This window comes from Streptomyces sp. NPDC087859, from assembly GCF_044742595.1.
Lineage (GTDB): Bacteria > Actinomycetota > Actinomycetes > Streptomycetales > Streptomycetaceae > Streptomyces > Streptomyces canus_F.
This window is the reverse complement of record NZ_JBIUUU010000012.1, coordinates 78,095-101,603: the sequence shown is the minus strand read 5'-3', so window position 1 is coordinate 101,603 and position 23,509 is coordinate 78,095. Positions and strand designations below refer to the sequence as shown.

The 23,509-nt window shown below is 67.9% G+C and carries 21 protein-coding genes and 2 pseudogenes; 11 read left to right on the top strand and 12 right to left on the bottom strand.

The annotated features are described in order from the left end of the window. Window positions 1-384: 384 nt before the first annotated feature. The 3 genes from ACIOHP_RS28895 to ACIOHP_RS28885 are packed head-to-tail and all read left to right on the top strand — an operon-like array spanning window position 385 to window position 3,498. Window positions 385-1,701 carry an extracellular solute-binding protein gene (locus ACIOHP_RS28895; protein WP_401892019.1) on the top strand — a complete coding sequence of 439 codons (1,317 nt, stop codon included), beginning with the start codon at window positions 385-387 and terminating at the stop codon, window positions 1,699-1,701. Beyond that, window positions 1,698-2,600, top strand: a complete 903-nt coding sequence (locus ACIOHP_RS28890) for a carbohydrate ABC transporter permease (RefSeq protein WP_401892018.1) — start codon at window positions 1,698-1,700, stop codon at window positions 2,598-2,600. Before ACIOHP_RS28895 ends, ACIOHP_RS28890 begins: the two co-directional genes overlap by 4 nt. A 1-nt stretch (window position 2,601) precedes the next feature. Beyond that, a complete protein-coding gene (locus ACIOHP_RS28885) occupies window positions 2,602-3,498 on the top strand; it encodes a carbohydrate ABC transporter permease (RefSeq protein WP_401892016.1) in 897 nt (298 codons plus the stop codon). 27 nt (window positions 3,499-3,525) lie between these two features. On the opposite strand, the gene ACIOHP_RS28880 is transcribed toward ACIOHP_RS28885, so the two are convergent. Both ACIOHP_RS28880 and ACIOHP_RS28875 read right to left on the bottom strand, forming a co-directional pair. Then, window positions 3,526-4,122 (bottom strand): NADPH-dependent F420 reductase, encoded by a 597-nt coding sequence (locus tag ACIOHP_RS28880; protein WP_401892014.1) that lies wholly within the window; start codon window positions 4,120-4,122, stop codon window positions 3,526-3,528. Between the two features lie 40 nt (window positions 4,123-4,162). Beyond that, window positions 4,163-4,996, bottom strand: coding sequence for an inositol monophosphatase family protein (locus tag ACIOHP_RS28875; RefSeq protein WP_401892012.1), 834 nt, complete (start codon window positions 4,994-4,996; stop codon window positions 4,163-4,165). Window positions 4,997-5,132: 136 nt separating this feature from the next. Here ACIOHP_RS28875 and ACIOHP_RS28870 point away from each other — a divergent pair, with 136 nt between their 5' ends. Then, entirely contained in the window at window positions 5,133-6,071 is a 939-nt protein-coding gene (locus ACIOHP_RS28870; protein ID WP_401892010.1) for a LysR family transcriptional regulator, read from the top strand. Window positions 6,072-6,608: 537 nt separating this feature from the next. Here the strand turns inward: ACIOHP_RS28870 and ACIOHP_RS28865 are convergent. Both ACIOHP_RS28865 and ACIOHP_RS28860 read right to left on the bottom strand, forming a co-directional pair. Continuing rightward, window positions 6,609-7,577 carry an alpha/beta hydrolase gene (locus ACIOHP_RS28865; protein WP_401892009.1) on the bottom strand — a complete coding sequence of 323 codons (969 nt, stop codon included), beginning with the start codon at window positions 7,575-7,577 and terminating at the stop codon, window positions 6,609-6,611. A gap of 63 nt (window positions 7,578-7,640) precedes the next feature. Next, a complete protein-coding gene (locus tag ACIOHP_RS28860; RefSeq protein ID WP_361556803.1) occupies window positions 7,641-7,958 on the bottom strand; it encodes an antibiotic biosynthesis monooxygenase in 318 nt (105 codons plus the stop codon). Window positions 7,959-8,102: 144 nt separating this feature from the next. Between ACIOHP_RS28860 and ACIOHP_RS28855 the strand changes: the two genes are divergently transcribed. The 3 genes from ACIOHP_RS28855 (at window position 8,103) to ACIOHP_RS28845 (ending at window position 10,455) form a co-directional block, all read left to right on the top strand. After that, the gene (locus tag ACIOHP_RS28855; protein ID WP_401892007.1) at window positions 8,103-9,008 is read left to right on the top strand and encodes an AraC family transcriptional regulator N-terminal domain-containing protein; all 906 of its coding nucleotides are present in this window, start codon (window positions 8,103-8,105) and stop codon (window positions 9,006-9,008) included. Window positions 9,009-9,166: 158 nt separating this feature from the next. Beyond that, a complete protein-coding gene (locus ACIOHP_RS28850) occupies window positions 9,167-9,916 on the top strand; it encodes an SDR family oxidoreductase (protein ID WP_361556663.1) in 750 nt (249 codons plus the stop codon). Between the two features lie 233 nt (window positions 9,917-10,149). Continuing rightward, the gene (locus ACIOHP_RS28845; protein ID WP_401892005.1) at window positions 10,150-10,455 is read left to right on the top strand and encodes an L-dopachrome tautomerase-related protein; all 306 of its coding nucleotides are present in this window, start codon (window positions 10,150-10,152) and stop codon (window positions 10,453-10,455) included. Here the strand turns inward: ACIOHP_RS28845 and ACIOHP_RS28840 are convergent. The 3 genes from ACIOHP_RS28840 to ACIOHP_RS28830 all read right to left on the bottom strand — a co-directional run bounded on the left by ACIOHP_RS28840 (window position 10,397) and on the right by ACIOHP_RS28830 (window position 13,354). After that, the gene (locus ACIOHP_RS28840) at window positions 10,397-11,020 is read right to left on the bottom strand and encodes a hypothetical protein (RefSeq protein ID WP_401892003.1); all 624 of its coding nucleotides are present in this window, start codon (window positions 11,018-11,020) and stop codon (window positions 10,397-10,399) included. The genes ACIOHP_RS28845 and ACIOHP_RS28840 overlap by 59 nt on opposite strands. Window positions 11,021-11,447: 427 nt before the next feature. After that, on the bottom strand, window positions 11,448-12,473 hold the full coding sequence (locus ACIOHP_RS28835; protein ID WP_401892001.1) for an MASE1 domain-containing protein: 1,026 nt from the start codon (window positions 12,471-12,473) through the stop codon (window positions 11,448-11,450). Between the two features lie 50 nt (window positions 12,474-12,523). Further along, complete coding sequence (locus ACIOHP_RS28830; RefSeq protein WP_401891999.1) at window positions 12,524-13,354, bottom strand: PP2C family protein-serine/threonine phosphatase; 831 nt, start codon at window positions 13,352-13,354, stop codon at window positions 12,524-12,526. Between the two features lie 504 nt (window positions 13,355-13,858). On the opposite strand from ACIOHP_RS28830, the gene ACIOHP_RS28825 reads away from it, so the two are divergent. Continuing rightward, on the top strand, window positions 13,859-14,098 hold the full coding sequence (locus tag ACIOHP_RS28825; RefSeq protein WP_401891998.1) for a hypothetical protein: 240 nt from the start codon (window positions 13,859-13,861) through the stop codon (window positions 14,096-14,098). Here the strand turns inward: ACIOHP_RS28825 and ACIOHP_RS28820 are convergent. Beyond that, window positions 14,092-15,603, bottom strand: a complete 1,512-nt coding sequence (locus ACIOHP_RS28820) for a hypothetical protein (RefSeq protein WP_401891996.1) — start codon at window positions 15,601-15,603, stop codon at window positions 14,092-14,094. The two genes, ACIOHP_RS28825 and ACIOHP_RS28820, sit on opposite strands and share 7 nt — an antisense overlap. A gap of 384 nt (window positions 15,604-15,987) precedes the next feature. Here ACIOHP_RS28820 and ACIOHP_RS28815 point away from each other — a divergent pair, with 384 nt between their 5' ends. The 3 genes and pseudogenes from ACIOHP_RS28815 to ACIOHP_RS28805 all read left to right on the top strand — a co-directional run. Next, a complete protein-coding gene (locus ACIOHP_RS28815) occupies window positions 15,988-16,725 on the top strand; it encodes a beta-glucanase (protein ID WP_401891995.1) in 738 nt (245 codons plus the stop codon). A gap of 214 nt (window positions 16,726-16,939) precedes the next feature. Continuing rightward, a complete protein-coding gene (locus ACIOHP_RS28810) occupies window positions 16,940-17,443 on the top strand; it encodes an N-acetyltransferase (RefSeq protein ID WP_401891993.1) in 504 nt (167 codons plus the stop codon). Between the two features lie 364 nt (window positions 17,444-17,807). After that, window positions 17,808-18,002, top strand: a pseudogene (locus ACIOHP_RS28805) (NADP-dependent oxidoreductase); the annotation flags it as partial. A 169-nt stretch (window positions 18,003-18,171) separates the two neighbouring features. Here the strand turns inward: ACIOHP_RS28805 and ACIOHP_RS28800 are convergent. The 4 genes and pseudogenes from ACIOHP_RS28800 to ACIOHP_RS28785 form a co-directional block, all read right to left on the bottom strand. Continuing rightward, window positions 18,172-18,480, bottom strand: a pseudogene (locus tag ACIOHP_RS28800) (dihydrofolate reductase family protein); the annotation flags it as partial. Between the two features lie 69 nt (window positions 18,481-18,549). Next, window positions 18,550-19,287 (bottom strand): dienelactone hydrolase family protein, encoded by a 738-nt coding sequence (locus ACIOHP_RS28795; RefSeq protein WP_401891991.1) that lies wholly within the window; start codon window positions 19,285-19,287, stop codon window positions 18,550-18,552. Window positions 19,288-19,489: 202 nt separating this feature from the next. Next, window positions 19,490-22,741 (bottom strand): family 78 glycoside hydrolase catalytic domain, encoded by a 3,252-nt coding sequence (locus ACIOHP_RS28790; protein WP_401891989.1) that lies wholly within the window; start codon window positions 22,739-22,741, stop codon window positions 19,490-19,492. A gap of 120 nt (window positions 22,742-22,861) precedes the next feature. Further along, window positions 22,862-23,062, bottom strand: a complete 201-nt coding sequence (locus tag ACIOHP_RS28785) for a hypothetical protein (RefSeq protein ID WP_401891988.1) — start codon at window positions 23,060-23,062, stop codon at window positions 22,862-22,864. Window positions 23,063-23,509: the final 447 nt, after the last annotated feature.

Here is a 23,509-nt window from a genome sequence, read left to right as displayed (position 1 = left end):
CGCGCCACCCTCTTCGCGGCCGGGAGGGCATGGCATCGACCCGGTCCGGCCTGGACGGCAGCGGGTCTTTTCGGCGCAGCCTGACCTGGACCGTCATCGGCAGTGAACCAGCCGCAGCCACCGCATCCTCCCTCTCCTGACGATCCTTGACGTCAATATTCGAAATGTTTCGGTCTTTGCCAGGGCTTTTCGCGAGTCATGCTCGGCCGATACTACGCAGGTGAATGCCGCCCAACAACGGGGCTGCGCACGCCTTGACAGGGCATCAGTTCGAAACTTAATTTGCACGAACACGCTCCATGCACAGGCTCGAAGAAGGCTTTATCGAAAAGCTTTCATTACGACTCACGAGAAGCCGGTGGCTCTCGAGTGCGGAGAAGAAGCATGGCGATCCCTCTTTCTCGACGTACCTTCCTCGGGCTGGCAGCTGCCGTACCCGCCTCTGCGGCGCTGTCGGCCTGCGGCTCGTCCGGACCCGGCAAGAGCGGTGCCGGAGTCTCGTACTGGTACCTCAGCGGCCAGCCTCAGGAAGGCGTCAGGACGAACGCGCTCAACGCGTTCAACAAGGCCCACCCCGATGACGAGATCAAGGGCACCACCTTCCAGAACGACGCGTACAAGACGAAGATCAAGACGGCCATCGGCGCCGGGCAGGCGCCCACCCTCATCTGGGGCTGGGGCGGCGGCACGCTGCGCAGCTACGTGAAGGCCGGGCAGGTCGAGGACCTCACCTCGTGGTTCGGCGACCACCCCGAGGTCAAGAAGCGGCTGTTCCCGTCCTCGTTCGGCCCGGCGACCATCGACGGCAAGATCTACGCGATGCCGTGCGAGACCGTGCAGCCGATCGTCCTCTACTACAACAAGAAGGTCTTCGACGATGTCGGAGTGGAGCCGCCGCAGTCCTGGGGCGACATCATGGATCTGGTCCCCAAGTTCAAGGCGAAGGACATAGCGCCGTTCTCCCTCGGCGGTCAGTCCCGGTGGACGAACATGATGTGGCTGGAGTTCCTCTTCGACCGCATCGGCGGTCCCGAGGTGTTCCAGGCCGTCTTCGACGGCGAGAAGGACGCCTGGTCCAACCCGGCAGCCCTCGACGCGCTCGGCAAGGTGCAGGAGCTGGTCAAGGCGGGCGGGTTCGTCAAGGGCTTCTCCTCGATCACGGCGGACTCCAACGCCGACCAGGCGCTGCTGTACACCGGCAGGGCCGCGATGATGCTGCACGGCTCCTGGTCGTACGGCATCCAGAAGGCCGACGGCGGCGACTTCGTCTCCGGCGGCGGGCTCGGATTCATGAACTTCCCGCCCGTCGAGGGCGGCAAGGGCGACCTCAGCGACACCGTCGGCAATCCCGGCCAGTACCTGTACATCTCCTCCAAGGCCAGCACCGAGCAGAAGAAGATCGCCAGGGACTACTTCACCAAGGGTGTCCTCCAGCCGGCCGAGGTGAAGGACTGGATCGGCACCGGGGCGGTCCCGCTCCTGCTCGGCACGGAGAAGCAGCTGGACGCCTCCGAGGACGCCGAGTTCCTGAAGTTCACCTATGGCGTCGCCAGCAAGGCCAAGACGTTCGCCCAGTCCTGGGACCAGGCGCTCAGCCCGACGGCCGCGGAGACACTGCTGGACAACATCGTCAAGCTGTTCCAGCTGTCCATCTCGCCGAAGACGTTCGCCACCAACCTCAACGCGGTCATAGGCACATGAGCTCACTCACCAGCCGTCCGCCGCGTCGCGAACCGCGCAGCATCCTGCCCTGGGTGGCGATGCCGGCGCTGGTGGTCTTCGTCGGCTTCGCCGTGATTCCGCTCGTGGGCGTCTTCGCGCTGAGCTTCACCACATGGGACGGGATCGGCGGCATCCACCCGTCGGGGCTGACCAGTTGGCGTGCGGTGCTCACCGACCCCGGGCTGCCGCACGCCCTGTGGATCACGTTCCTCGTGATGGCCGCGTCCTGGGCCGTTCAGACTCCGCTGAGTATTCTGCTCGGTACGTTCCTGGCCGGCAGCCAGCGCTACCGTGCGGTACTGGGCGTGGTGTACTTCATCCCGCTGCTGCTCAGCTCCGCGGCGATCGCGATCGCGTACAAGGCGCTGCTGGACCCCAACTTCGGGCTCGGCCACGGGCTGGGGATCGGATTCCTCAGCCAGGACTGGCTGGGGCGGCCCTGGCTGGCCTTCAGCCTCGTGGTCTTCGTCGTCTCCTGGCAGTTCATCCCCTTCCACTCGCTGATCTACCAGGGCGGCGTCCAGCAGATCCCGCAGTCCCTGTACGAAGCGGCCCAGCTGGACGGCGCCGGCCGGGTCCGCCAGTTCTTCAGCATCACGCTGCCGCAGCTGAAGTTCACCATCATCACCTCGTCGACGCTCATGGTGGTGGGGTCACTGACCTTCTTCGACCTCATCTTCGTGCTGACCGAGGGCGGTCCCGGGGACGCCACCCGGGTGCTGGCGCTGGACATGTACAAACGGGGCTTCCAGGCCAACCTGATGGGACCGGCCAGCGTCATCGCGGTCATCCTCGTCCTCGTGGGCCTGGCCCTCGCCCTGCTGCTGCGCAGGCTGGGGGGCCGGGATGCCGGTGAGAGCCAACTCGAGGGGGCCTGACGTGACCACCACGCTGACCAAGCCCGAGCGACCGGAGAAGGCCACCCGCCGCGAGCGGGGCAATCACTCCCGTCCGGCGGTCCGCCGACGCAACTGGCCCGGCGGTCTGGCCGGATGGATCTGGCTGGTCGTCGTCGCCATACCGCTGTACTGGATGCTCATCACCAGTCTGAAGGCGCAGAGCACCTACTACACGAGCAACCCGCTGGTGCCGTCGGGCGATCCCACGCTGGACAACTACCAACTGGTCATCGAATCCGACTTCCTCACCTACTTCGTGAACAGCGTCGTGGCCACCGCCGGCGCGGTGATACCGGCCGTTGCCTTCTCCTTCATGGCCGCCTACGCGATCGTGCGCGGCTGGCGGTTCAGGTTCCTGCGCGCGGTGAACGGCCTGTTCCTCATGGGCCTCGCCATCCCGCTCCAGGCGACGGTCATCCCGGTCTACCTGATCATTATCAAGCTGCATCTGTACGACAGCCTGCTGGCGCTGATCCTGCCGTCGATCGCCTTCGCCATCCCGCTGTCCGTGCTGGTGCTGGCCAACTTCATCCGCGACGTACCCAACGAACTCTTCGACTCCATGCGGGTCGACGGGGCCACCGAGTGGACGACCCTGTGGCGGCTGGCGGCGCCGCTCACCCGGCCGGCCCTCACCACCGTGACCATCTACAACGCGCTGACCATCTGGAACGGATTCCTGCTGCCGCTGATCCTCACCCAGAGCCCGTCGAAGCGAACGCTCCCGCTTGCCCTGTGGTCGTTCCAGGGCCAGTACGGGGTCAACGTCCCCGCCGTGCTCGCCGCTGTCGTCCTCACGACGCTGCCCATCCTGGCGCTGTACGTCTTCGGGCGCCGCCAGCTGCTCAGCGGCCTGACCGCCGGATTCAGCCGGTGACCGCCGACGTGGTGGAATCCGCTGACTTCAGCGGGTGATCGAGAGGGCGAAGGGCGCGAATCCGCTGGATCGGATCACGTGCGGTACGAAGAGAATCGCCGCCTCGGCTGCCCGCGCGGTCTCGATCCCGCCGAGGTCCGTGATCCATTCCCGCTTCCAGCTGAGGTCGGCGAGCAGCCCGCGTACGACTTGCTTGGCCTCCGGATCCTCGCCGGAGAGGAAGGCGGTCGGTGTCTGGGTGAGCGCGTGGGGCGCGGTCATCACCGTGTAGAGCATCGTGTTGAGCGTCTTGATGACGCGCGTGTCGGGGAGGGCTTCTTGTAGTTGCTCCGCGAGGCTCGAGCCGGGGTACAGCAGGTCGGCCGGCAGTCCGTCCGGTCCGTCGACGGTGGCGTTGGAGACGTCTACGAGAATCTTGCCCCGCAGGTCCTCCCGAAGCGCGATGAGCCGCTCCAGCGAGCCGGCGCCCGGGGTGGCGTTGATGACGATCTGGGCTGTCCGGGCGGCGTCGGCAGCAGAGCCTGGTGAGCGGTCCGCCACGGTCACCTCGTGTCCGGCCCGGGTGAGGGCCAGGGCCAGGCTGCCGCCGACGCGGCCGTTTCCGAGAACGGCGATCATGCTCATGTTGATGGGGTCCTTTCGGTGCTTGCGGTTCTGATGGACGTCAGCGGGAGAGCGTGGTGACGGCTTGGGTGTGCACGCCGGGCGCGGCGGCCACGAAGCTCTCGCTCTCGGGGGTCCAGGGGCGGCCCTCGGCATCGGATATCCGTCCGCCGGCCTCGGCCACGAGCAGCGCCCCGGGAAGCAGGTCCGCGCGGGCCCCGGCGAACTGCCAGAAGGCGTCGATCCGGCCGGCGGCCACGTTCAGGAGGTGCAGCGTGGCGGGTACGGATGTCCGCACCACGAGCGCATCGAAGAGCATCGCCGTGATCGAGGAACCGATGCGCCGCACGACCTTGTCGTCCTCGTCGGGCCTGGCCTGGCTCGTGGCCACGAGGCTCAGGCCGAGGTCGGTGGTCTGCGACACGTGCAGCGGGCGGCCGTCGAGGTGGGCGCCGGCACCGGCGAGTGCGGTGTAGGTCTCACCGGTCAACGGCAGGTGAACTGCGGTGAGCACCGGTTGGTTGTCGCGCACGAGCGTGGCGGTCACCGCCCACTCCGGCAGGGCGTGCAGGTGGTTGACGTTTCCTTCGGCCGGGTCCAGGACCCACCATTCGCCCGGAGGCAGGGCCCCGCCCGCGAGCTCGTCCTCCACCAGGCGGGCATCCGGGCGCAGGACGGCGAGGCGTGGGCGCAGGACGTCGAGGGCCGCGTCGTCGTTGGCGGCGAGCGCGCGCATCAGCTCTTCGCGGGTCTGGTAGCGGACCACGTCGCCGAACCGCTCCCGCAGTGCCGAACCCGCCGCGCGCACGGCGATCGCGGTCTGAGCGAGCAGGTCGGCGTCGGACGCGGAGTTGGCGGCTGCGGCAATCCCGTTGGTCTGAATCGACTCGGGCATGGCGGTGCTCCCATCTGAGCGGAGGGGTGATGAGGCGGGCCGGGCGAGAACCGTGGTTCCTTCCGCCCGCATCTCGAAGGTAGAAGGGCGCATAGTTAACTGCAAGTGCATGTAAAGCACGTCTAGGATGAATCTCATGCAATTGGATTTGAACCTGCTCGCCGCCCTCGACGCGCTTCTGGAAGAAGGCAGCGTGGCCGGAGCCGCTGAGCGCCTGCACGTCACCGCCCCCGCGATGAGTCGAAGCCTCGGCCGGATCCGGCGCACGACCGGGGATCAGATCCTGGTGCGTACCGGGCGCACGATGACTCCGACGCCGTACGCGATCGCCGTCCGGGAACAGGTGCACGAGTTGCTGCAACAGGTCCAGGGCGTGCTGGCACCGAGCCGCGAACTCGACCTCACGACGCTCGAGCGCACCTTCACACTCCGCTGGCACGATTCACTCGTCGCCCTCAGTGGTCCCGCGCTTCTCACGGCCGTACGCAAGCAGGCGCCGGGCGTGCGTGTGCGCTTCATCGCGGAATCGCACATCGACACCCCCGAACTGCGTCGCGGCGAAGTCGACCTGGAGGCGAACGCGAACCGCCCGACCGCACCCGACATCTGCGCCGAGCCGGTGGCTGAGACCCAGCACGTCATCGTCGTGCGGCGGGGGCACCCGCTCACCCGCGTCAAGGCCATCACCGCCGCGCGATACGCCGCGGCCGAGCACATCACCGTCTCGCGGCGCGGAAGGCTCAGCAACAGCCTTGACGACGCTCTCGCACGGCTCGGCCTCACCCGGCGGGTAGTGGCGACCGCGCCCACCGAAGGGGCCGCGCTCGAGTTCGTACGTGGCTCCGACCTCCTCGTCACCGCCCCCGAGTCGACGACGCGTTCAGCGGCCACGGTTCTCGGTCTGACCCTGCTCCCACTGCCGTTCGAACTGCCGCCGGCCACGGTGTACCTGTCATGGCATCAGCGCTATGACACCGACCCCGCACACGTCTGGCTACGCGATCTGGCCCGGACCGCGTTGGCGCCCCGACATGACGCGCACCCTGAAACATCTCCGGCCGCCGACGCACGTTGACTTCCGGGGGATGATCCGCCCATGCGCATACGACGAGAGGTCCGTTGGTTCTTGTGGGGGCTCTGGCTTGGGTGTCTGGTGTTCTCCATCTGGTTCTTCGCCGAAGTGATCACATTGTTCCTGCAGGCCGAGTCCTGGTGACGCGGGCGGGGTGTCGTGCCACTCCATGCCAGAACGAACGTGGACTCATGGCGAACGACGCGATATGCCGAACCAGGTCAGCGAGTTCGGGGCAGCAGGCCGTGACGCACTCGAGTCGGAGCTGCTGGTCGGAGCTGAGGCTGTCGGGGTAGTGGGAGAGACGGTCGGAATCTCGACCCGAAAGCGGGACAGGACGCTCAAGCCTCGCTCGCGGACTCAACGACGGGGGACTCCTGCACAGCGGGCGTTCCCTCGTGCATCGTTACTCGATGTCTCGAAGCGTCGAGATCGGTCGCGTCACGTGCCGCCATGTCGCCCGGTCTCTCAGCAGGTTGAGTGGCCCGCGACGTTGAGCGCCAAGCTCACGCACACTCCGTCATGAGATTTCCGGTGCCGTCACGCGGCGGGGCTCGTGGGCAGGACTCGGGCGAGCCACGCGGTGCGGGTCCGGCGGGCCGTGGCCGAGATGTTCGCTTGCGGGTACAGCGCGTCGAATCCGTGGAAGCCGCCTGCCCAGACGTGGAGTTCGGCCTGGCCGCCGGCCGCCCAGATGCGGGTGGCGTAGTCGGTGTCCTCGTCGCGGAAGACTTCGGCGGAACCGGTGTCGATGTAGGTGGTCGGCAGGCCTGCGAGGTCGTCGGCCAGGGCGGGGGAGACGTATGCGGGTACCTCGTCGCCGGTGAGGTCGCCCAGAAGGCAACGCCATCCGAATCCATTCATCTCGCGGGTCCAGACGCCGGGCCCGTTGGAGTACTGGAGGCTGGAGGTGGTCGTGTTGCGGTAGTCGAGCATGGGGCCGATCAGGACTTGGGCGGCGATCGTCGGGGTGCCGAGGTCGCGGGCGAGCAGGGTGACGCCGGCGGCGAGGCCGCCGCCTGCGCTGGCGCCTGCGACGACGATTCGCGCGGGGTCGATGCCCAGTTCGGCGGAGTGTTCGGCGATCCAGAGCAGTCCCTGGTAGCAGTCCTCGACCGGGATCATGCCGGAGGCCTCGGGCGCGAGCCGGTAGTCGACGGAGACCACGACGGCGCCGAACTCGTCGAGCCACTCCAGCGGGATGTCGATCTGTGAGAAGCGGTCGCCCATGACCATCCCGCCGCCATGCATCCAGTAGACGCACGGCGCGGCGGCGGCGCGATCGGCGTTCGCGGGACTGAAGACGGACAAGGGGATCATGGTGCCGTCCGGACTCGCCGCGGTGACCTCGCGCCGGTCGATCGCGCGACCTTCGAGGAGGGGTTCGACGGGCATCGAGGAGAAGGGGCGTACCTGCGCCAGAATTTCCGGGCTGAGCTGGGACATCAATGGCATGTCGGCCAAGAGCTCATGCAGTTCGGGGTCGAGGGCGGGTCGTGCTGTGGTCATGGCTGTCGCCTTTCGCGGGTGGTGGTGACGGGATGGTCCAGCGAGGTGGGGATCCTCGCCGGGTCAGAAGGCGGCTTTGCCGCGGACCGGGACGTAGTCGGTGTACTCGGATTCCTTGGCCAGCAGTCCGTCAATCTGCGCCACGATGGCCTGGGCGGCCTCGCCGGCGAAGATCCGGTGATGGGCCTCCGCGCTGGTCCATCCCTCGGTGACATGAACGACGTCGGGCGCGGACGCGGAACGCGAGACGAGGTAGACGACGCAGTGTGCGCTCGCGCCGGGGCTGCCTTCGTCCAGGCCGGTCAGCAGCAGGTCGACCAGCCGGTCACCCATTCCCGGCCTGGCGGTCAGGGTGGCGTTGAACCCGTACTTGGCAATCATGGAAGCCTTCTTCTGCATCGATGGAATGCGGTGATTCCATTCAACTGCGTTGACCTGCCGAAACGTTAGAACGATGCTCGCAGCCACTTGCACAATTCTCGCGGCTACGGGAACCCGGGCGGCGAACGGTGCTCCAATGGAGCCATGCACCTCGAAGAGCTCCGCACCCTGCTGGCCCGGCATGCCCGCCCCGACTGGACCACGGCCATCGACGGCGTCCTGATCTCGAAGGTCGACCGGCCCGACCCGCCGGCGCCCTCCATGACCGGCACGGTGCTCGCGGTCATCGCCCAGGGAGCCAAACGCCTCGCACTGGGCGACCGGGTCTACGAGTACGGCGCCGGCCAGTACCTGGTGGCATCCGTCGACCTGCCTGTCACCGGGCAGTTCACCCAGGCCGACCCCGACCGGCCGGCCCTCGGCTTCGGACTCACGCTGGAACCGTCCGCCGTCGCCGAACTGCTGCTGCAAGCCGGTCCCGGCGACACCCCCCGCGCCGGCACGGGCGCGCCGTCGGGGATGGCCGTCAGCGACGCCCCGCTCGCGATGCTCGACGCAGTCGTCCGGCTGCTGCGCCTGCTCGACGAACCCCGCGACCGCGCCGTACTGGCCCCGCTGGTCAAACGCGAGATCCTGTGGCGCCTGATCACCGGCGAGCAGGGCGCGGCGGTGCGCCAGCTCGGCCTGGCCGACAGCGGGCTCAGCCACATCTCCCGGGCCGTGCGCTGGATCCGCGAGCACTACGCGGAACCCTTCCGGGTCGAGGATGTGGCACGCCTGTCCGGCATGAGCGTCTCCGCGTTCTATCGCAACTTCCAGGCAGTGACCGCGATGAGTCCCATCCAGTTCCAGAAACAGATCCGGCTCCAGGAGGCCCGGCTGCTGCTGGCCACCCACCCGGGCGACGTCACCGGGGTTGGCCACCGCGTCGGTTACGACAACGCGTCGCAGTTCAGCCGTGAGTACCGCCGTCAGTTCGGCTCACCCCCGAGCCGGGACGCGGCCCGCCTGCGGAACACCGCAGGCACTCCCGCGGCCCTTCTGCCCTGAGCGGGATTGCGCATCGGAGGAGGATCGTGCAAGAGGAAGCGAGGATAGTTCTACTATCCTCGCAGGTCAGAGCGATTCAATGGGATCACGAGTTCTTCCGCAGGGCAGGAAAATGCCTGTCCTTCCGGCGGCTCCCATCACATCGCGAGGGTCACAGCATGAAGACAGTTCTGATCACTGGTGCCTCATCCGGATACGGGCGGGAGACCGCCCTGTACTTCCACTCGCAGGGGTGGAATGTCATCGCCACGATGCGTACGCCGCGTGCGGGCATCCTGCCCGAGTCGGACCGGCTCCATGTCGTCGAGCTCGACGTGACGAAGCCCGAGAGCGTCACCGCCGCGTTCGAGGCGGCCGGGCCCATCGACGTCCTGGTCAACAACGCGGGCATCCCCTCGATCAGCGTGTTCGAGGGCGTCCCCATGGCCCGAGTGCGGGAGGTCTTCGAAACCAACACGTTCGGCGTGATGGCCACGACGCAGGCGGTACTGCCCCAGTTCCGCGAGCGCGGCTCCGGCGTGGTGGTCAACGTGACCTCCAGCGTGGTGCTGGGCCACATGCCGCTCTCGGCCGTCTACAAGGCGAGCAAGATGGCCATCGAAGGGTTCACCGCATCCCTCGCGCTCGAGCTCGCGCCCTTCGGCGTGCAGGCCAAGACGGTCCAGCCGGGCGCCTGCCTGACGACGAACTTCGCGGCCAACGCGACGAACGGCGCCCCGCTGGACGAGTTGGTCCCGGCGCCCTACGCACCATGGGCGCAGAAGGCCATGGGCGACTTCACGGGCCAGGACCTGTTCACCAAGGAGAGCGACGTCGCCGAGACAGTGTGGCGTGCCGTGCACGACATGACCGGCCAGCTGCGATTCCCGGCCGGTCCCGACGCGGTCTGGCTCGCCCAGGCGAAGTGACCATAGAGCGGCACGACCGTAACCAGTCCGCAGCACACGCCCGCCACAAGGGCGAACCGGTGCGGTGCTCGTGACGGGGCGAAGCCCAGACCCAACCGCTCACCGGTCACGGTGGAACGGGCCGAGCATGGCATTCCCGTGGCGCCCAAGGTGCGGCGCTGACTCGTCGCGTAGGCCGAGAAGTTCGGGATCACCCCGCCCACGCCACTCGTCTGACCGGGGGAAGGGATCGTATGTTGCCAGCCATCGCATCGAACGGTTGGCGGCTGCTGTTTTCTCAGTGCCGCGCGGACGCCTCCGACCTGACCGGGCACTTCCAGTCGGTGCAGGGCGACGTCGTCGACCCTTCCGGCCGACTGTGGATACTCGATATTGGCAGCTTTCTCTTCGCAGCGTTCTTCTTCCGCGGCCCGAAACTGGTCACGGTCGACCTGCGCACCAACCGGATCATCAGGAAGGTCCGTCTCCCCTCCGACGTATTCAGAGTGCGTGTCCGGGTTCGACGCCTGCTGGGAAGCCGTGGATTCCGGGGGCGGTGACGGAGTCGTCCTTGATCAGTGGCGGGCAGATGCTCCAGTCGGCGGCGATGCGCATCACGTGCTGTTCCGTGGGCATGGCGTCATGCCAGGCGTCCCATTCGGCGTCTCCCCAGTCCTGCCGGATCTCGTCGCACCCGACCAGCCCGACGCCGAGCTGCCTTTCGACGGCGGTGGGTTCTCCGTGGCGCAGGGGAACGTCGCCGCTCATCCCGATGTAGCAGTAGGCGCGGGTCAGTTCGCCGGATTCGACCTTGGCCCAGGCGTGGTACTCGCTGACACGGTCGGTGGCGAAGTACTGGAGGTCTCCGACGCGCGCGGCCAGCGTCAGAAGCCAGTTGGGAAAGTCCGGGCGCGTGGGGTCGGTGTTGTGCGTCAGATGGATCCTGCCGTGGGCGAGTGTCCACTCCGGGACGGCTCTGGCCACGAAGACGCCTTGCCGGTAGGCGAGTTCGGTGCCGGTCTCCCAGTCGATGTGTTGTCGGTGCCGCAGGTCGAGGGCGTCGGCCAGTTCTTCCGGCCCGGCGTCGCGCACGGCGAGCCATGACGTCTTGAAGCCGAGTGACATGAACGCTCCCCATCGTGGTGTCCCTGGACCACGCGGGATCATCGCAGATGGCACCGACAGCGGCGGTGTCCGCTCGCTGTCTGGGCGGTGTCTGCGTTCGTGAAGCTGTGCACGCTGCGTGTGTGACTGCAGAGGTTTCCCTGCCCGTCTACGCCGTCGGCTGGTGGCCTGGGCACCGTGACGCGGCCCGTGCCCGGGCCAGGAGAACAGCCACGCGGGTACGGGGAGCAGCTGCACCGTCATCATGATCACGGGCCTTGTCGTCGTCGACGCCCGCGCTCGCCGTCCGTATGACCCTTGCGGCCGGCTGCCTTTGCCGGGCACCGAGGAGTCCAGTGTGCTGCCGCGCAGCGACACACCTGGTCGGGCCGCATTCCCCCGGGCGAGTGATACGGCCGGCCGTCGTGGCTCGGCATGGCGGTGATGCTCAATGCCCTGTCTTGGGCTGCCCGGGCCCGTCCTCCGCTTCCCCCTTCGGTGGTATCGGCCCGCCTCGTGGCGCATTCCCCGCGGTGAGGTGTTCGAGCACTTCGACCAGTTCCTGGCAGGCCCGTTCCACCGAGCGTCGGGTGTTGCGCTGTTCGGTGATCACGGCGGAGAGCAGCAGCGCGGTGAGGGCCATGGCACCGTTGAACGCCTGCAGTTTGATCATCACCTCGATGTGGTCCAAGCCGTGGAAAGGGCCGGCCCCCTCCGTCGCGGCGACGGTGGCCACGACGGATGTGAAGAGCGCGCAGAGCATGCTGCCGGCCAGTTGGAAGCGCAGGGCCGTCCAGATCAGCAGAGGGTAGACGAGGAACAGCACACTGAGGTTGCTGTGGGTAACCAGCACTACGGTGCCGCAGATGATGAGGGTGAGTCCGGTGGCCTCCTGCCAACGGGACAGGCGTGGGGGCCAACGTGCTGCGTGGAGCACCAGCAGGAGGGGGGTGACGATCAGGACTCCCATCGCGTCGCCCACCCACCACCCCAGCCACACGGCCCAGAAGTCGTGGCCGGGGAGACGGTCCGTGATCACGAGCATGCCGACGCCCACCGTGGAACTGATGAGCATGCCGGTCAAGGCGCCGAGGAACACCAGGGCCAGGCCGTCTCGCAGTCGGCTCAGGTCGGTACGGAAGCCCACGGCGCGCAGCATGAGGTAGGCACAGATGGGCGCGACCGTGTTGCCCGCGAGATTGCCGAGCACTTCGGGCCGCAGCGAGGTGAGGTGCATGATGACGAGCAGGGAACCGAGTGCGATGCCGGGCCAGACGCGCAGCCCGAGGATGAGCAGAGCGGCCACCGCGATACCGGTCGGCGGCCAGATGGGGGTGAACACTGCCCCCTCGACGGTCAGATTCCGCAGGAGTCCGAGTCGTCCCGCGGCGTAGTAGCAGCCGGCGACAGCCAGTGTCTGGAGGGCGTAGACGCCGGTCCGGCGCTGAGTCTCGGTACCCGCCACACAAGCCATCAGACACCGAAGCCGCCGTTCCGGCGAGGCGAAAGCGGCGGCGTGCCGCCCTACGGCTGAGGTTCGTTTCCTTCGTAGCCGAGGACGAGTACGGCGGCGTCGTCCTCGTGTCCGACCTGGTCCGCGCCCCGGATCACGGCGGCGGCGAGCGCGCTGGCGTCCATGCCCGCTACGGCGGCGATTCCGGCGAGTCGTACGACCTGGTCCAGGCCTTGATCGATCTCCATGGACGGCCCCTCCACCACGCCGTCCGTGAGCAGGACGAACACGCCGCCCGTGGTGAGCCGGAATCGGGTCACGGGGTAGGTCATGCGGGCCTGGACACCGAGCGGCGGACCGCCTTCGTCACTGCCGACGCCGGACTTTCCGTCCGCTGTTGCCCAGACGCAGGGAATATGTCCGGCCCGGGCGCTTTCCAGCACGTTGGTGGAGGGGTCGAGGCGCAGGAAGGTGCAGGTGGCAAACAGGTCGGAGCCGAGCGACAGCAGGAGGTCATTCGTCAGTGCGAGGAGTTCACCGGGTTCACTTGTCACGGAGGCGAGCGCGCGCAGGCCGACGCGTACCTGCCCCATGAAGGCGGCGGCCTCGATGTTGTGGCCCTGGACGTCACCGATGGACAGTCCTATCCGGCCGTCTGGCAGGTGAAAGGCGTCGTACCAGTCTCCGCCCACGTTGAGGCCGTGGTAGGCCGGTACGTAGCGCACAGCCAGGTGGTAGCCGGGTGCTGTGGGCATCTGGGCGGGCAGCATGCCGCGCTGCAGGGCAATGGCCAGCTCGACCTGGGAACGCTGCAGCTCCGCGTGCTCACGCGCCCGGGACGTCAGCGAGCTGAGTCTGGCCAGCAGCTCGTCGCCGTCGTACGCGGGGCCCTTGCGGGACATGGGCCGCTCCGATATATCTTCAACCGTTTCCGGGTTTTAGCCCGAAATGATTCATATCGGATGATAGCGGTGCTGGGGTGCTGCTCGGTACACCACCTGTGGTGTGGCCGTCTCGCAGGCAGCCCCCTTCGGTCCCGCCGTGCCGGGCCATCAACGATTTTGTGTGCACAAAGGCCCGCTGCTGGGTGTGCAGAACCCGCCACATGACCGCTGAAGCCTGACCCGGGGCTCGACTCCTGCCGGCCGGAACGGCGTGCGTCACCGGAGGCGCGGGTCGCCGCCCAGTTCCTGGGGCTGCGCCTCCCGCGCCCCTGCCTCTCCGGCCGTTCTGTGCGGCGCGGGCCGTGAACGCTGTGGCGCTGCCACCGTGGGCTCGGGGCGGCCTGGGACTGTGCCGGTCCGTCGTCGTGGGGACCGTGGCGGTATGCCGAGGGAACAGCTCGCGGTACCTCCCGCGGGCCTGCTTTCATCCGCCCCATCCGCTGGGCGAAGGCCCCGCGGCCCATGGCCCACGACATTGCCCGGGTGTGCCGCACCGCCGGTCTGGGCCGTATGCCCGTCACGGATGACGGCGAGCACCGCCGCGCGTCCGGCGACCGGGACGAGCACTCCCTGTCCGGGCATCGTGACGGTCCAGGTGGTGTCTTCGGTCAGGGCCGCTTCCCGCTCGGGTGCGTGCGCGGTGGCGCGCTGCCCCTGCGCCCTGCCGCCGACTTGACCACGAAGATTCATCCCGGTCAGTAGCCGAGAGTCGTCGTGTAGGCGCACTCGGTGTAGATGTAGCCCGGCTCCAGCTTGGCGGTGTCCGAGGCCGGGGTGTTGCCGGTTCCTCCCTGGGACTTGTGGACGAAGTAGGTGGTGCCGGCGGGCAGCTGGATGGTCTTCTGCGGGTACTTCTTGCCGCTGTCGCTGCACGGTTTCGAGTCGAACCCGAGAGAGCTGCCCAGCGCGGAATAGGTGAAGCAGCTACCGCACGCCTTGAGGGTGAAGCTCCCGGTCACCGGGCCGGTGAACAGGACGGTGATCTTGTCGGGGCTGTCGTTCTTGACTGTGACGGCGATGCTGCCGCCCGAGCGGGTGGTCGGCAGGCGCTTGCCGGCTGCCGGGACCGTCTGGGCGACCTCCGCGGCGATGGCCACCTTCCGGGCGAGACTCCGATTCGGGCTGTCGGGGTTGTCCTTGATGAACGTGCCCATGGTGGTGACGGCGTCGCTGAAACTGCCGTCCTTGTACTGGTCCACACCACAGTTGTACGTCCCTGACGCCGCGTTCCGATCCGCCCGGTCAGCGGCCTGGTCGAGAGCCTCGGTGAGTCCCGCCGCCTCGCCCGACACGCCGCGAATCTGCGTGGACAGTGAGCCCAGGCGCTCAACGGCCGCGCAGGGATCGCTGCCGCCCACGGCCGTGACCGCCTCGCCCACCTCCGTGTCGATCGCGGGCCCCACCTTTTGAGCCTGTTCGGACTTCGGGAACGTCGTCAGCAGTTCGCCCCACTGCGCGGTCCAGGACGCGCTGTCGCCGCTCAGCGACTCCGTCCCGCATTCGTACAGCGAGGTCGCCAGCCGGTCGTCGGGCCAGGTGGACAGGGATCCGAGCGTCTTCTTGTCCATCGTGCGCGGCACGGTACGCAGGTACTTCAACGGCGCCACAGCCCCGCAGTAGTTCTTCTCCGCGTACGCGGCGCCGACGGTGGCGTAGTAGGTCCTGAGGCGGTTCGGCACCTCGGCGGCAGCCCGTGACGTCGGATGGTCCGCGGCAAGACCGTGGTAGATGGCCAGTGCCCTGCGGTAGTCGGGTTGCGCCACGTCGAAGGCCTGCGTCCCGGTCGACTTCACCAGCTCGTCCGCTGTGGCCAGCCGGTCCAGGAGCATCTGCTGAGTTGCCTCGTCACGTGCCTGGTCATACAGGACGTATCCGCCCGCCGGTATGGCCAGCAACACGACGCTGAGCACCGCCGCGACCAGCGCACTCGGCAGCCATGCCAGGCGGGTGCGCAGGCCCAGCCGCGCACCGTGCAGGGCTGCCGCCACCAACAGGATCAGATACAGGACGAGCAGGATGCCCGGAACCCCGTTCGGATCTGCGGGCAGTGCCACGACAAGCAGGATCCCCGTGGCGACCAGGCATGCGATCGTCAACTTCCAACGGCGGACGACGGCATAGCCCAGCCCCAGGCCGCTGAGGTTCAAGAATCCCACGGCGAAAGCCCGCCAGGGGTCCGCCGGGGCGGGTGGCGGTGCGGTCGGCATGGGCGGAACGGCAAAGTCCGGATGTGCGTTCTGATCCCAGGACATGACAGGTCCCCCAGTCAATCACGCCTGAATTTCCCCGAGTTGACAGTGTACGGCCAGTCAGGGAATGACGACAGAGGGTGAATCGAAGGGTTGTGGTTCGGCTGGACGGTTCCCGTTGGAGGTCGTCGCGCGAGGGCGATGCTCCGGTGTCGCCTACGGCGGAGGCCGGTTCCAGGGCCGCGTGTGCGCGTACGCCGGGCGTGACCGATGGCGCGCAGAGGCACTTCGTCACTCGGGAGGCTGAATTGCACGTCAGGTGTGGGCGGATGGCGCATGAGGGCGGACGAGGTAGGAGAGGCAACGGGGGCGGGGCCGTCGCCGACAGCAAGGAGAGCGCATGTGAGCGCCGTTGCGTTCATGGCCGATTTCACCTCGGAACGCCAGTGGGTCGCGGGCCGGTCCTGGGCCTATCCGGACGGCGGGCCCACCAACCGGGGCGACAACAAACTCGATCACCTCACCGCGGACCCCGCTTACTCCCGGCTCGGGACCTTCCGGGCCCGGCGCAGGACGGACGGCCTGTGGGACGCCGGGCTGCTGACCACCGAGGGGAGCGCCGAGGGGTTCATGGTGCGCACCGGGGACCGTCTGGAGGCCACTGTACGACTGCCCACCCGGCTGGGTGCCTGGCCCGCGATCTGGACCTGGCGGGACGGCGGCAACGAGGTCGACGTCTTCGAATACCACCCCGACAATCCCGACCTCCTGGAGCTGACCAACCATGTACGGCAGGGCCAGAGTTACGTCAGCGATGACGCGGTGCGCCCGGGGGCGGTCCTCGAGCTGGGCGTGACGTTCGGCCGGCACAGCGTGGTGTGGACCCTCAACGGTGAGCAGGTCTTCGCCGACGGGCGGGGCGTGGGGTCCGGCTGGCGGGCCTACCTCATCGTCAACCTGTCCGTATGCGCCGGCCGTTACCACCCCGCTCCCGAACCCGAGATCACCGAGATGTCGTACGAGGTCCGCAGTCTCGTGGTCACCCGGCCGTCCGGGGACTGTCTGCGGGACGGCACGGCCGGGGCACACCGGCCCGAGGGCGGACCGGCGGAGGAAGCTGCGCCCGATGAACCCAGCTGACCCCTGGGCACGAAGCTCGCTGCAGGTACCGGATGACGTCACGCTGGGCCATGGCGAGACCGCACCTGCCACGTCAGCAACCGTCACACCAGCCATGGTCCGCAAACGAGCCGCCGCTGCAGGCCTTCGAGTTGGACAGCTCAGAGCAGGGTCTGACGGCATACGGGGAAAATCCAGGGGAGCGGGCGGCTGCGCGCTGTTACGGTCGGACGCTATGAGCTGGCTTCCTGATGACTTCGTCCATCCTGTCTTTGTACCGTTGCCGGGTGCTGGTCATCACCTGCGGCCGATCCGGGAGGCGGACACTCCGCTCGACTATCCGGCTGTGATGGGTTCACGCGAGCGGCTGTGGACCGTCTTCGGCCCAGCCTGGGGCTGGCCTGCGGCCACCATGACCTACGAGGCCGACCAGGCTGACCTGTTGCGGCACGAGAAGGAGATCGCCGCACACCAGTCTTTCAACTACGCGCTGTTCGACGCGGAGGAGACAGCTCTGCTCGGCTGCGTCTACATCGACCCACCGGAGAGGGCCGGCGCGGACGGCGAGATCTCCTGGTGGGTGGTGGACGAGCTGGTGGGCAGCAAGGTCGAGCAGGCCCTCGACGAGCTGGTGCCGCAGTGGATCGCCGCTGACTGGCCGTTCGAGCAGCCGCGCTTCCTCGGCCGGGAGATCTCCTGGGCGGACTGGCTCGCCCTGCCGGAGTACTCAGACGCGTAAGCAGCTTCTGTCGTAATGCTCTGGGGTCTTGGTGCTCGAACGGCCGTCTCGATGGGGTGGTCGTCGCGTGCTCGGCGCATGCGAGGACGGACTCCCGAACAGCTCGCGGGTCGCCAATCACCGAGCATCAGGAAGCCCTGGTGCCGGAGGCTTGCGTGCCGATGCCCGTACAGTCCACCGCGGTACCGGGGAGTGCAACTGTCTGGTCCACGGGTCCGGAAACGCTGCCGATCGGCGTTGCCGTGTGCGATGCGCGCGAGGTCGGCCGACGTGTACGGCGCGGAGCGCACGAATGCCACCGCCCCGGCGCTGAACTCGAACGGGTAGTCGCTGGAGAACGGCACTCAGTCGACACCGACCGGCTGTGAAGGAGCGGCAGCCCGCATGGCGCGCCTCCTCTGCGCAGACCAGTCTTGATTCCGAAAGCAGTGCGTTCAATCCGGGCGAGGCCGCGATCCGGCAGGCATTGCTGCACGACAGGTCCTCGGTGAGGTTCCCGTCGGGCCCGGGCTGTGACCTCGCCGGGGTTGTGGAGCAAGTCGGCGCGGGCGTCACCGGATTCGCCGTCGGGTTCTCTCGTCGTAACTCGCCCGACATGCCGGGGCCACAGCGATCGGTCCGGCGAGCGAGCGTGATCCCGCTGACCTACGGCAAAGGCGTCGGCGAAGGCATCCGCTGGGGCGGACGTCCCCTCGCCGTCGCAGCCTGCACTCGAGTGGGCCCTCGCCTCACCTTCGCCAGAACAGGTGATGCGTCACACCGCTCGGGCTGGGCACGACCTCCACGTGGAACCGGTCGAGCAGTTCATCGGGGGAGTCCCACAGGAGTAGTCCGGACCCGAGCCCTACCGGCGAGACCGCCACATGCATGGTGTCGACGAGGTCAGCATCAAGGAACTGCCGGATGGTGATGACCCCGCCGCCGAGTCGGACGTCCTTGCCCTGCGCCGCTTCCCGCGCCCGTGCGAGGACCGTGGCCGGGTCGCCGTCGACGAAGTGGAACGTGGTGTCGGAGAGCGTGAACGACGGACGCTTGTGGGGACTTGAGGGGAGGAGGCGGTGAGTGCCCGACGCGGACCAGGCCTGGCGTCAGACTGTTTGCCTGGGTCATGCCCGCAGGTCTTCCGTCACGGGCAGGCACTCGGTGAGCAGGTCGACGACGTCGCGCCAGGCTCGCTGCGCGTGCTGTGGGTGGTGGCCGACGCCGGGGACCGTGGGGTGGTCGACCGGCGGGTGGTGGAAGGCGTGCAAGGCGCCGCCGTAGACCGTGAGGCGCCAGTCGACGCCCGCGGCCTGCATCTCGGCGGTGAACGCGGTGCGTTGTGCGGGCGGCATGATCGGGTCTTCCGACCCGACGCCGGCCCACACCGGGCAGCGGATGCGCGCTGCCTCGCCGGGTCGGCCCGTGGTGGTTGCGTTGACTGTCCCGATCGCGCGCAGGTTGACGCCGTCGCGGCCGAGTTCCAGCGCGATGGCGCCTCCGGTGCCGTAGCCGATGGCGGCGATCCGGTCGGGGTCGGTCCGCGGTTCGGTGCGCAACACGTCGAGTGCCGCGTGGCCGATGCCTCGCATACGGTCGGGATCGGCGAGCAGCGGCAGGCAGCGGGCCAGCATTTCCTCGGGGTCGCTCAGATAGCGGCCGCCGTGAAGGTCGAAGGCCAGTGCTATGTATCCCAGTTCGGCGAGAGCATCGGCCCGGCGGCGCTCGACGTCGCTGAGTCCCGTGCCCTCGGGTCCGAGCAGCACCGCGGGCCGACGGTCGATGCCGGCTGGGAGCGCGAGGTGCCCGATCATCGTCAGACCGTCGGCCGGATACTCGACCGTGCGCGTCGTAATCGTCGTCATGAGACGGGACTGTAGTGATCGTCGAACCCGGTCCGGCCGGTGTTCTGCCGCTGGCAGAAGAGTGCGCGTGTCCCCGCCAACCCGGCGAAGTATCGCGGTCAGAGCTAGGTGGTCCGGGTGACCTTGACGGAGGTTCGGACCTGCCGCCGTCGGCGGGCCCGGCGTGTCCGGGCCCGCCATCAGGTCACGCGGTTCTCCGGGCCTACTGGCCCTTTTCGCGGGCGGTGTCGACGCCGAAGTCGTAGGACCCCGAGCCGACCTCGAACACGGCGGCCCCCTTCTCCATGCGTAGGAAGCGGACTGACTTGGTGGCGATGGCCGGTCGGCCGCCCTCGGTGACCGCTGTGGGAGTGTTCGCCGGCACATGGACCTCTGCGACGGTGTTGACCGGGACGGTCACCTTCAGGTTGATGGCGCCGTTGTGGGTGCTCCACTTCGAGGACAGGCGGCCGTAGACGGTGGTGAGGCTTCCCGTCCCTTGCGTCAGGTCTGCACCGGGTACCGGCGCGATCCGGGAGCGCTTGTAGCCGGGCTCGAGCGCGGAGATGCCGCCGATGTTCTGGAACATCCAGTCACCCACGGCGCCGTAGGCGTAGTGGTTGAAGGAGTTCATGTCGACCGGGCCGAAGTCGCCGTTGGGCATGATCGAGTTCCAGCGCTCCCACATGGTGGTGGCGCCGTTGGCGACCTCGTATCCCCAGGACGGGTAGTCCTTGTGCAGCAGCATCTTGTAGGCCAGGTCGTCCCGGCCGATCCTGCTCAGTGCGGGCAGCAGCAGCGGCGTGCCGATGAAGCCGGTCCGCAGGTGGTAGTCGGTGAGCGCCAGCTTGGCCACGAACTTCTCCCCGACCTTGTCGACCAGTGCCGGATCCGAGACCAGGTTCATGGCGAGGGCCATCGCGTACCCGGTCTGAGAGTTGCCCTTGACGATGCCGTCGGCTGCGACGTAGGCCTTGGTGAAGGCGTCGCGGATGTCGGCGGAGAGCTTGCCGTAGTCGGACGCCGCCGCGTCATCCCCCAGGGCCTTGGCCGTCTCCGCCATCATGCGGGCGTTCTCGGCGTAGTAGGCCGTGCCCAGGATGCCCTGCTCGGTCGGGTCGTCCAGGTTCAGCCAGTCGTTGGTGAAGAAGGTGGTGCGGCCGGGCTCGAGCAGGTCCGGTCCGGCGCTGGTGCGTACGAATTGGAAGAACTTCTGCATGGCGGGGTAGTTCTCGCGCAGGATGCGGGTGTCGTCGTAGGAGCGCCATACCTGGTACGGCACCGTGATCATCACGTCGGACCACCCGACACCGCTGTCGCCGAACTGGCCCTGGGGGGTCGGTACGACCGCCGGCAAGTCGCCGTTGGCGTACTGGGAGTTGCGTACGTCCGCCATCCAGTGGGATAGGAACGCGCGGGTGTCGACCAGGTAGTTGGCCGTCGGCGCGAACAGGCTGATGTCGCCCGTCCATCCCAGGCGTTCGTCGCGGGCCGGGGTATCGGTCGGGATGGAGAGGAAGTTGCCGCGCTGGCTCCAGGAGATGTTGCTCACCAGTCGGTTGAGCATGCCGTCCGAGGTCTTCAGCGTGCCGGTGGCGGGGAGGTCGGACCCCCATACGACGCCCTTGACGTCCAGGAGAGCGGGGGGTTCGTTCGCCCCGGTGATCTCGATGTAGCGGAACCCGTGCTGGGTGAAGGTGGGTTCGTAGGTGACTGTTCCGGTCTCGGCGAAGGTGTAGCGGTCGGTGACCTTGGCACTGCGGAAGTTTTCGGTGTAGAGGGTGCCGTTCTTGTTGAGCACTTCCGCGTAGCGGATCTTGACTGTCTGGCCGGCGGAGCCGGTCAGCTTCAACCGTGACACGCCGACCATGTTCTGACCGAGGTCGTAGACGTAGGTCCCGGCGGTGGGCTCGGTCATCTTTTGGGCCTGGAGCACCTGGGTCCGGCGCACCGGCTCGTCGCTCTGCGGCACGAGGAGGGCGGTCTGCGAGTCCACGCTCGCGGCGGCCTCCCACTTCGCGTCGTCGAATCCGGGCCGGCTCCAGCCCGACGGCTCCAGGCGAGCGTCATACGTCTCGCCGTCCTGCAGGTCGGCCTTCGCGAAGGGGCCGTCCGACGCCTTCCATGAACCGTCCGTGGCGATCCACTGGATGGAGCCGTCGGTGTAGGTGATGCGCATCTTCGCCACGAGAGCGGGGGTGTCCCCGTACTGGTGGCTCCAGCCGAGCCCGGTCTTGCCGGCCCACCAACCGTCCGCCAGGGAAGCGCCGATCACGTTGTCGCCGCTGTCGAGCAGCTTCGTGACGTCGTAGGTCTGGGACTGGATGCGCTTGTGGTAGTTCGTCCAGCCCGGTGCGAGCACCTGGTCGCCGATCGGCTTGCCGTTGAGCTCCAGCTCGTAGAGGCCGAGTGCGGACGCGTAGACACGCGCGGAGGTGATCTTCTTGCCGGCCTTGGTCGCGAAGCCCTTGCGCAGCAGCGGCTGCGGCCGGGACGCGGGCGCGTAGAGGGCGTCCGTGGTACCGGACACGACGAGGGCGGAGTCGACGATCTCACCGCCGGTGAACGGGTTCCGGCCGGACGCGAAGTCGGTGTTCAGCAGCGTGCCACCGTCGGCGCCGGTGACAACGGCGTCGTAGACGGTTCCGCGTTCGCCGCAGCATGCGTGGGTGCGGAAACCCATGTAGCCCTTCGCGAACGTGGAGTCGGTGAAAGTGCTGACCAGCTTGCCGTCGAGGGTCGTCCTGATGGTGGTTCCCGCCACGTCGTAGCGGACGGTGTGCCGGTCGGCGAGGAGACTCGCGTCGGTGAAGCCGTAGGGCGCGAGATCCACCTCCTGAACCAGGGTGTAGTTGCCGTTGACCTGCTTGTGCAGTCTCAACATCGGTGTCGGGCCAGTGACGTTGAGCTGCCACATGTACCCGTTGCTCACGTCCGGGGCACGCAGGAACATGCCGAAAGCGGCGCTGTCCAGCTTGAACTCGACCGTGGCGGTGTAGTCCGTCCACTTGTCCAGTTCGCTCGGAGCCGCGGGGCGGGTGATCCACTGGGCGCCGTCCCAGTCGGCGGAGTCCAGCAGGCCGGTCTCGAAGTACGCGGTCGCGCTCCACGGGCTCGCGACTCCCTTGTCGTTCCAGGCCCGAACACGCCAGTAGTATCGGGTGCCCGCGTCCAGGGCAGGCCCGCCGTACCGCACGCCGACCTGGCGGTCGGACGCCACCCGGCGGGACGACCACACATCGGCCGTGCCCGGCCTGCGTCCGACCTGGACCTCGTAGGCCGTCTGCGACGTCGCCCGCCGGGCCGACGCCAACTGCCAGCCGAGGACCGGGTCCTCACCGCCGATGCCCAGCGGGTTCACCCGGCCGTTGGCAGTCAGAGCCTTCACGGAGAACGGCTCGTCCGATGTGGGAGCCGACGCGGCGGGGGATACGGACGTCGGCAGGATCGACGCGGCCGCGACCACGGCACACATGACGATACCTCTCAGGAGTAGGGGCAATAGTGGGCGTTTGCCGAGCATGGCATCTCCTTGATGAATCGTTTCATGGATGTTCGCGGCTGATGACGCCGCGAAGCAAGGTGTGGTGCGGGGTCAGTCCGCTGAACCGCTCAGCGGGGTCTTGAGTTCGGCACCGCCGTCTTCGAACCGGATCCTGTTCAGCAGGGCGGGCATTGGGCGGGCGGTCAGGTCCGGGAAGGGGGCCAGTCGCCGGACCGTGTGTGCCGAGTCGCCGGCCAGTGCGTGCCGGGTCAGGACGCCGGCTGTGCGGTCTCCTAGCCCGGCGCTTTCCATCAGGTGCCGCACGGTGGCGATTTCGGAAGGTGTCGGGGCGGGGGAGCGATCCCCGGTGGTTCAGGTGTGCGTGCCGTTGTATACGGCCGTTTGGTCACTATCACCGCTGCTTCGGACAAGCCGAAGTGCCCTAGCCTGCCGGCCTGTTCGAGCTCTGCGACCACGCCCGCGTCGGCTTCATCCGGACGTCGGCTCGACCCGGTGCCGGCGGTCGATGGTGTCTGTGCGCCGGCGGCGCAGAGAGGTGCCGGCGACCTGCTTGTTCTGCTCCGTCCGACTGTCGAAGCCGGAGGGGGTGCGTCTTCGATGCGTCAGCCGTTCTTGGTGGCGATGCCTGTCTGGTCCCGCGGATGGGCGGGCGTTCGCTCACGAGTTCTACTGTGTTTCGGACGGGATCGTGAGTGACGTCCGGCGGACTGCATACGACCCGAGCGGAATCTGTGCCGC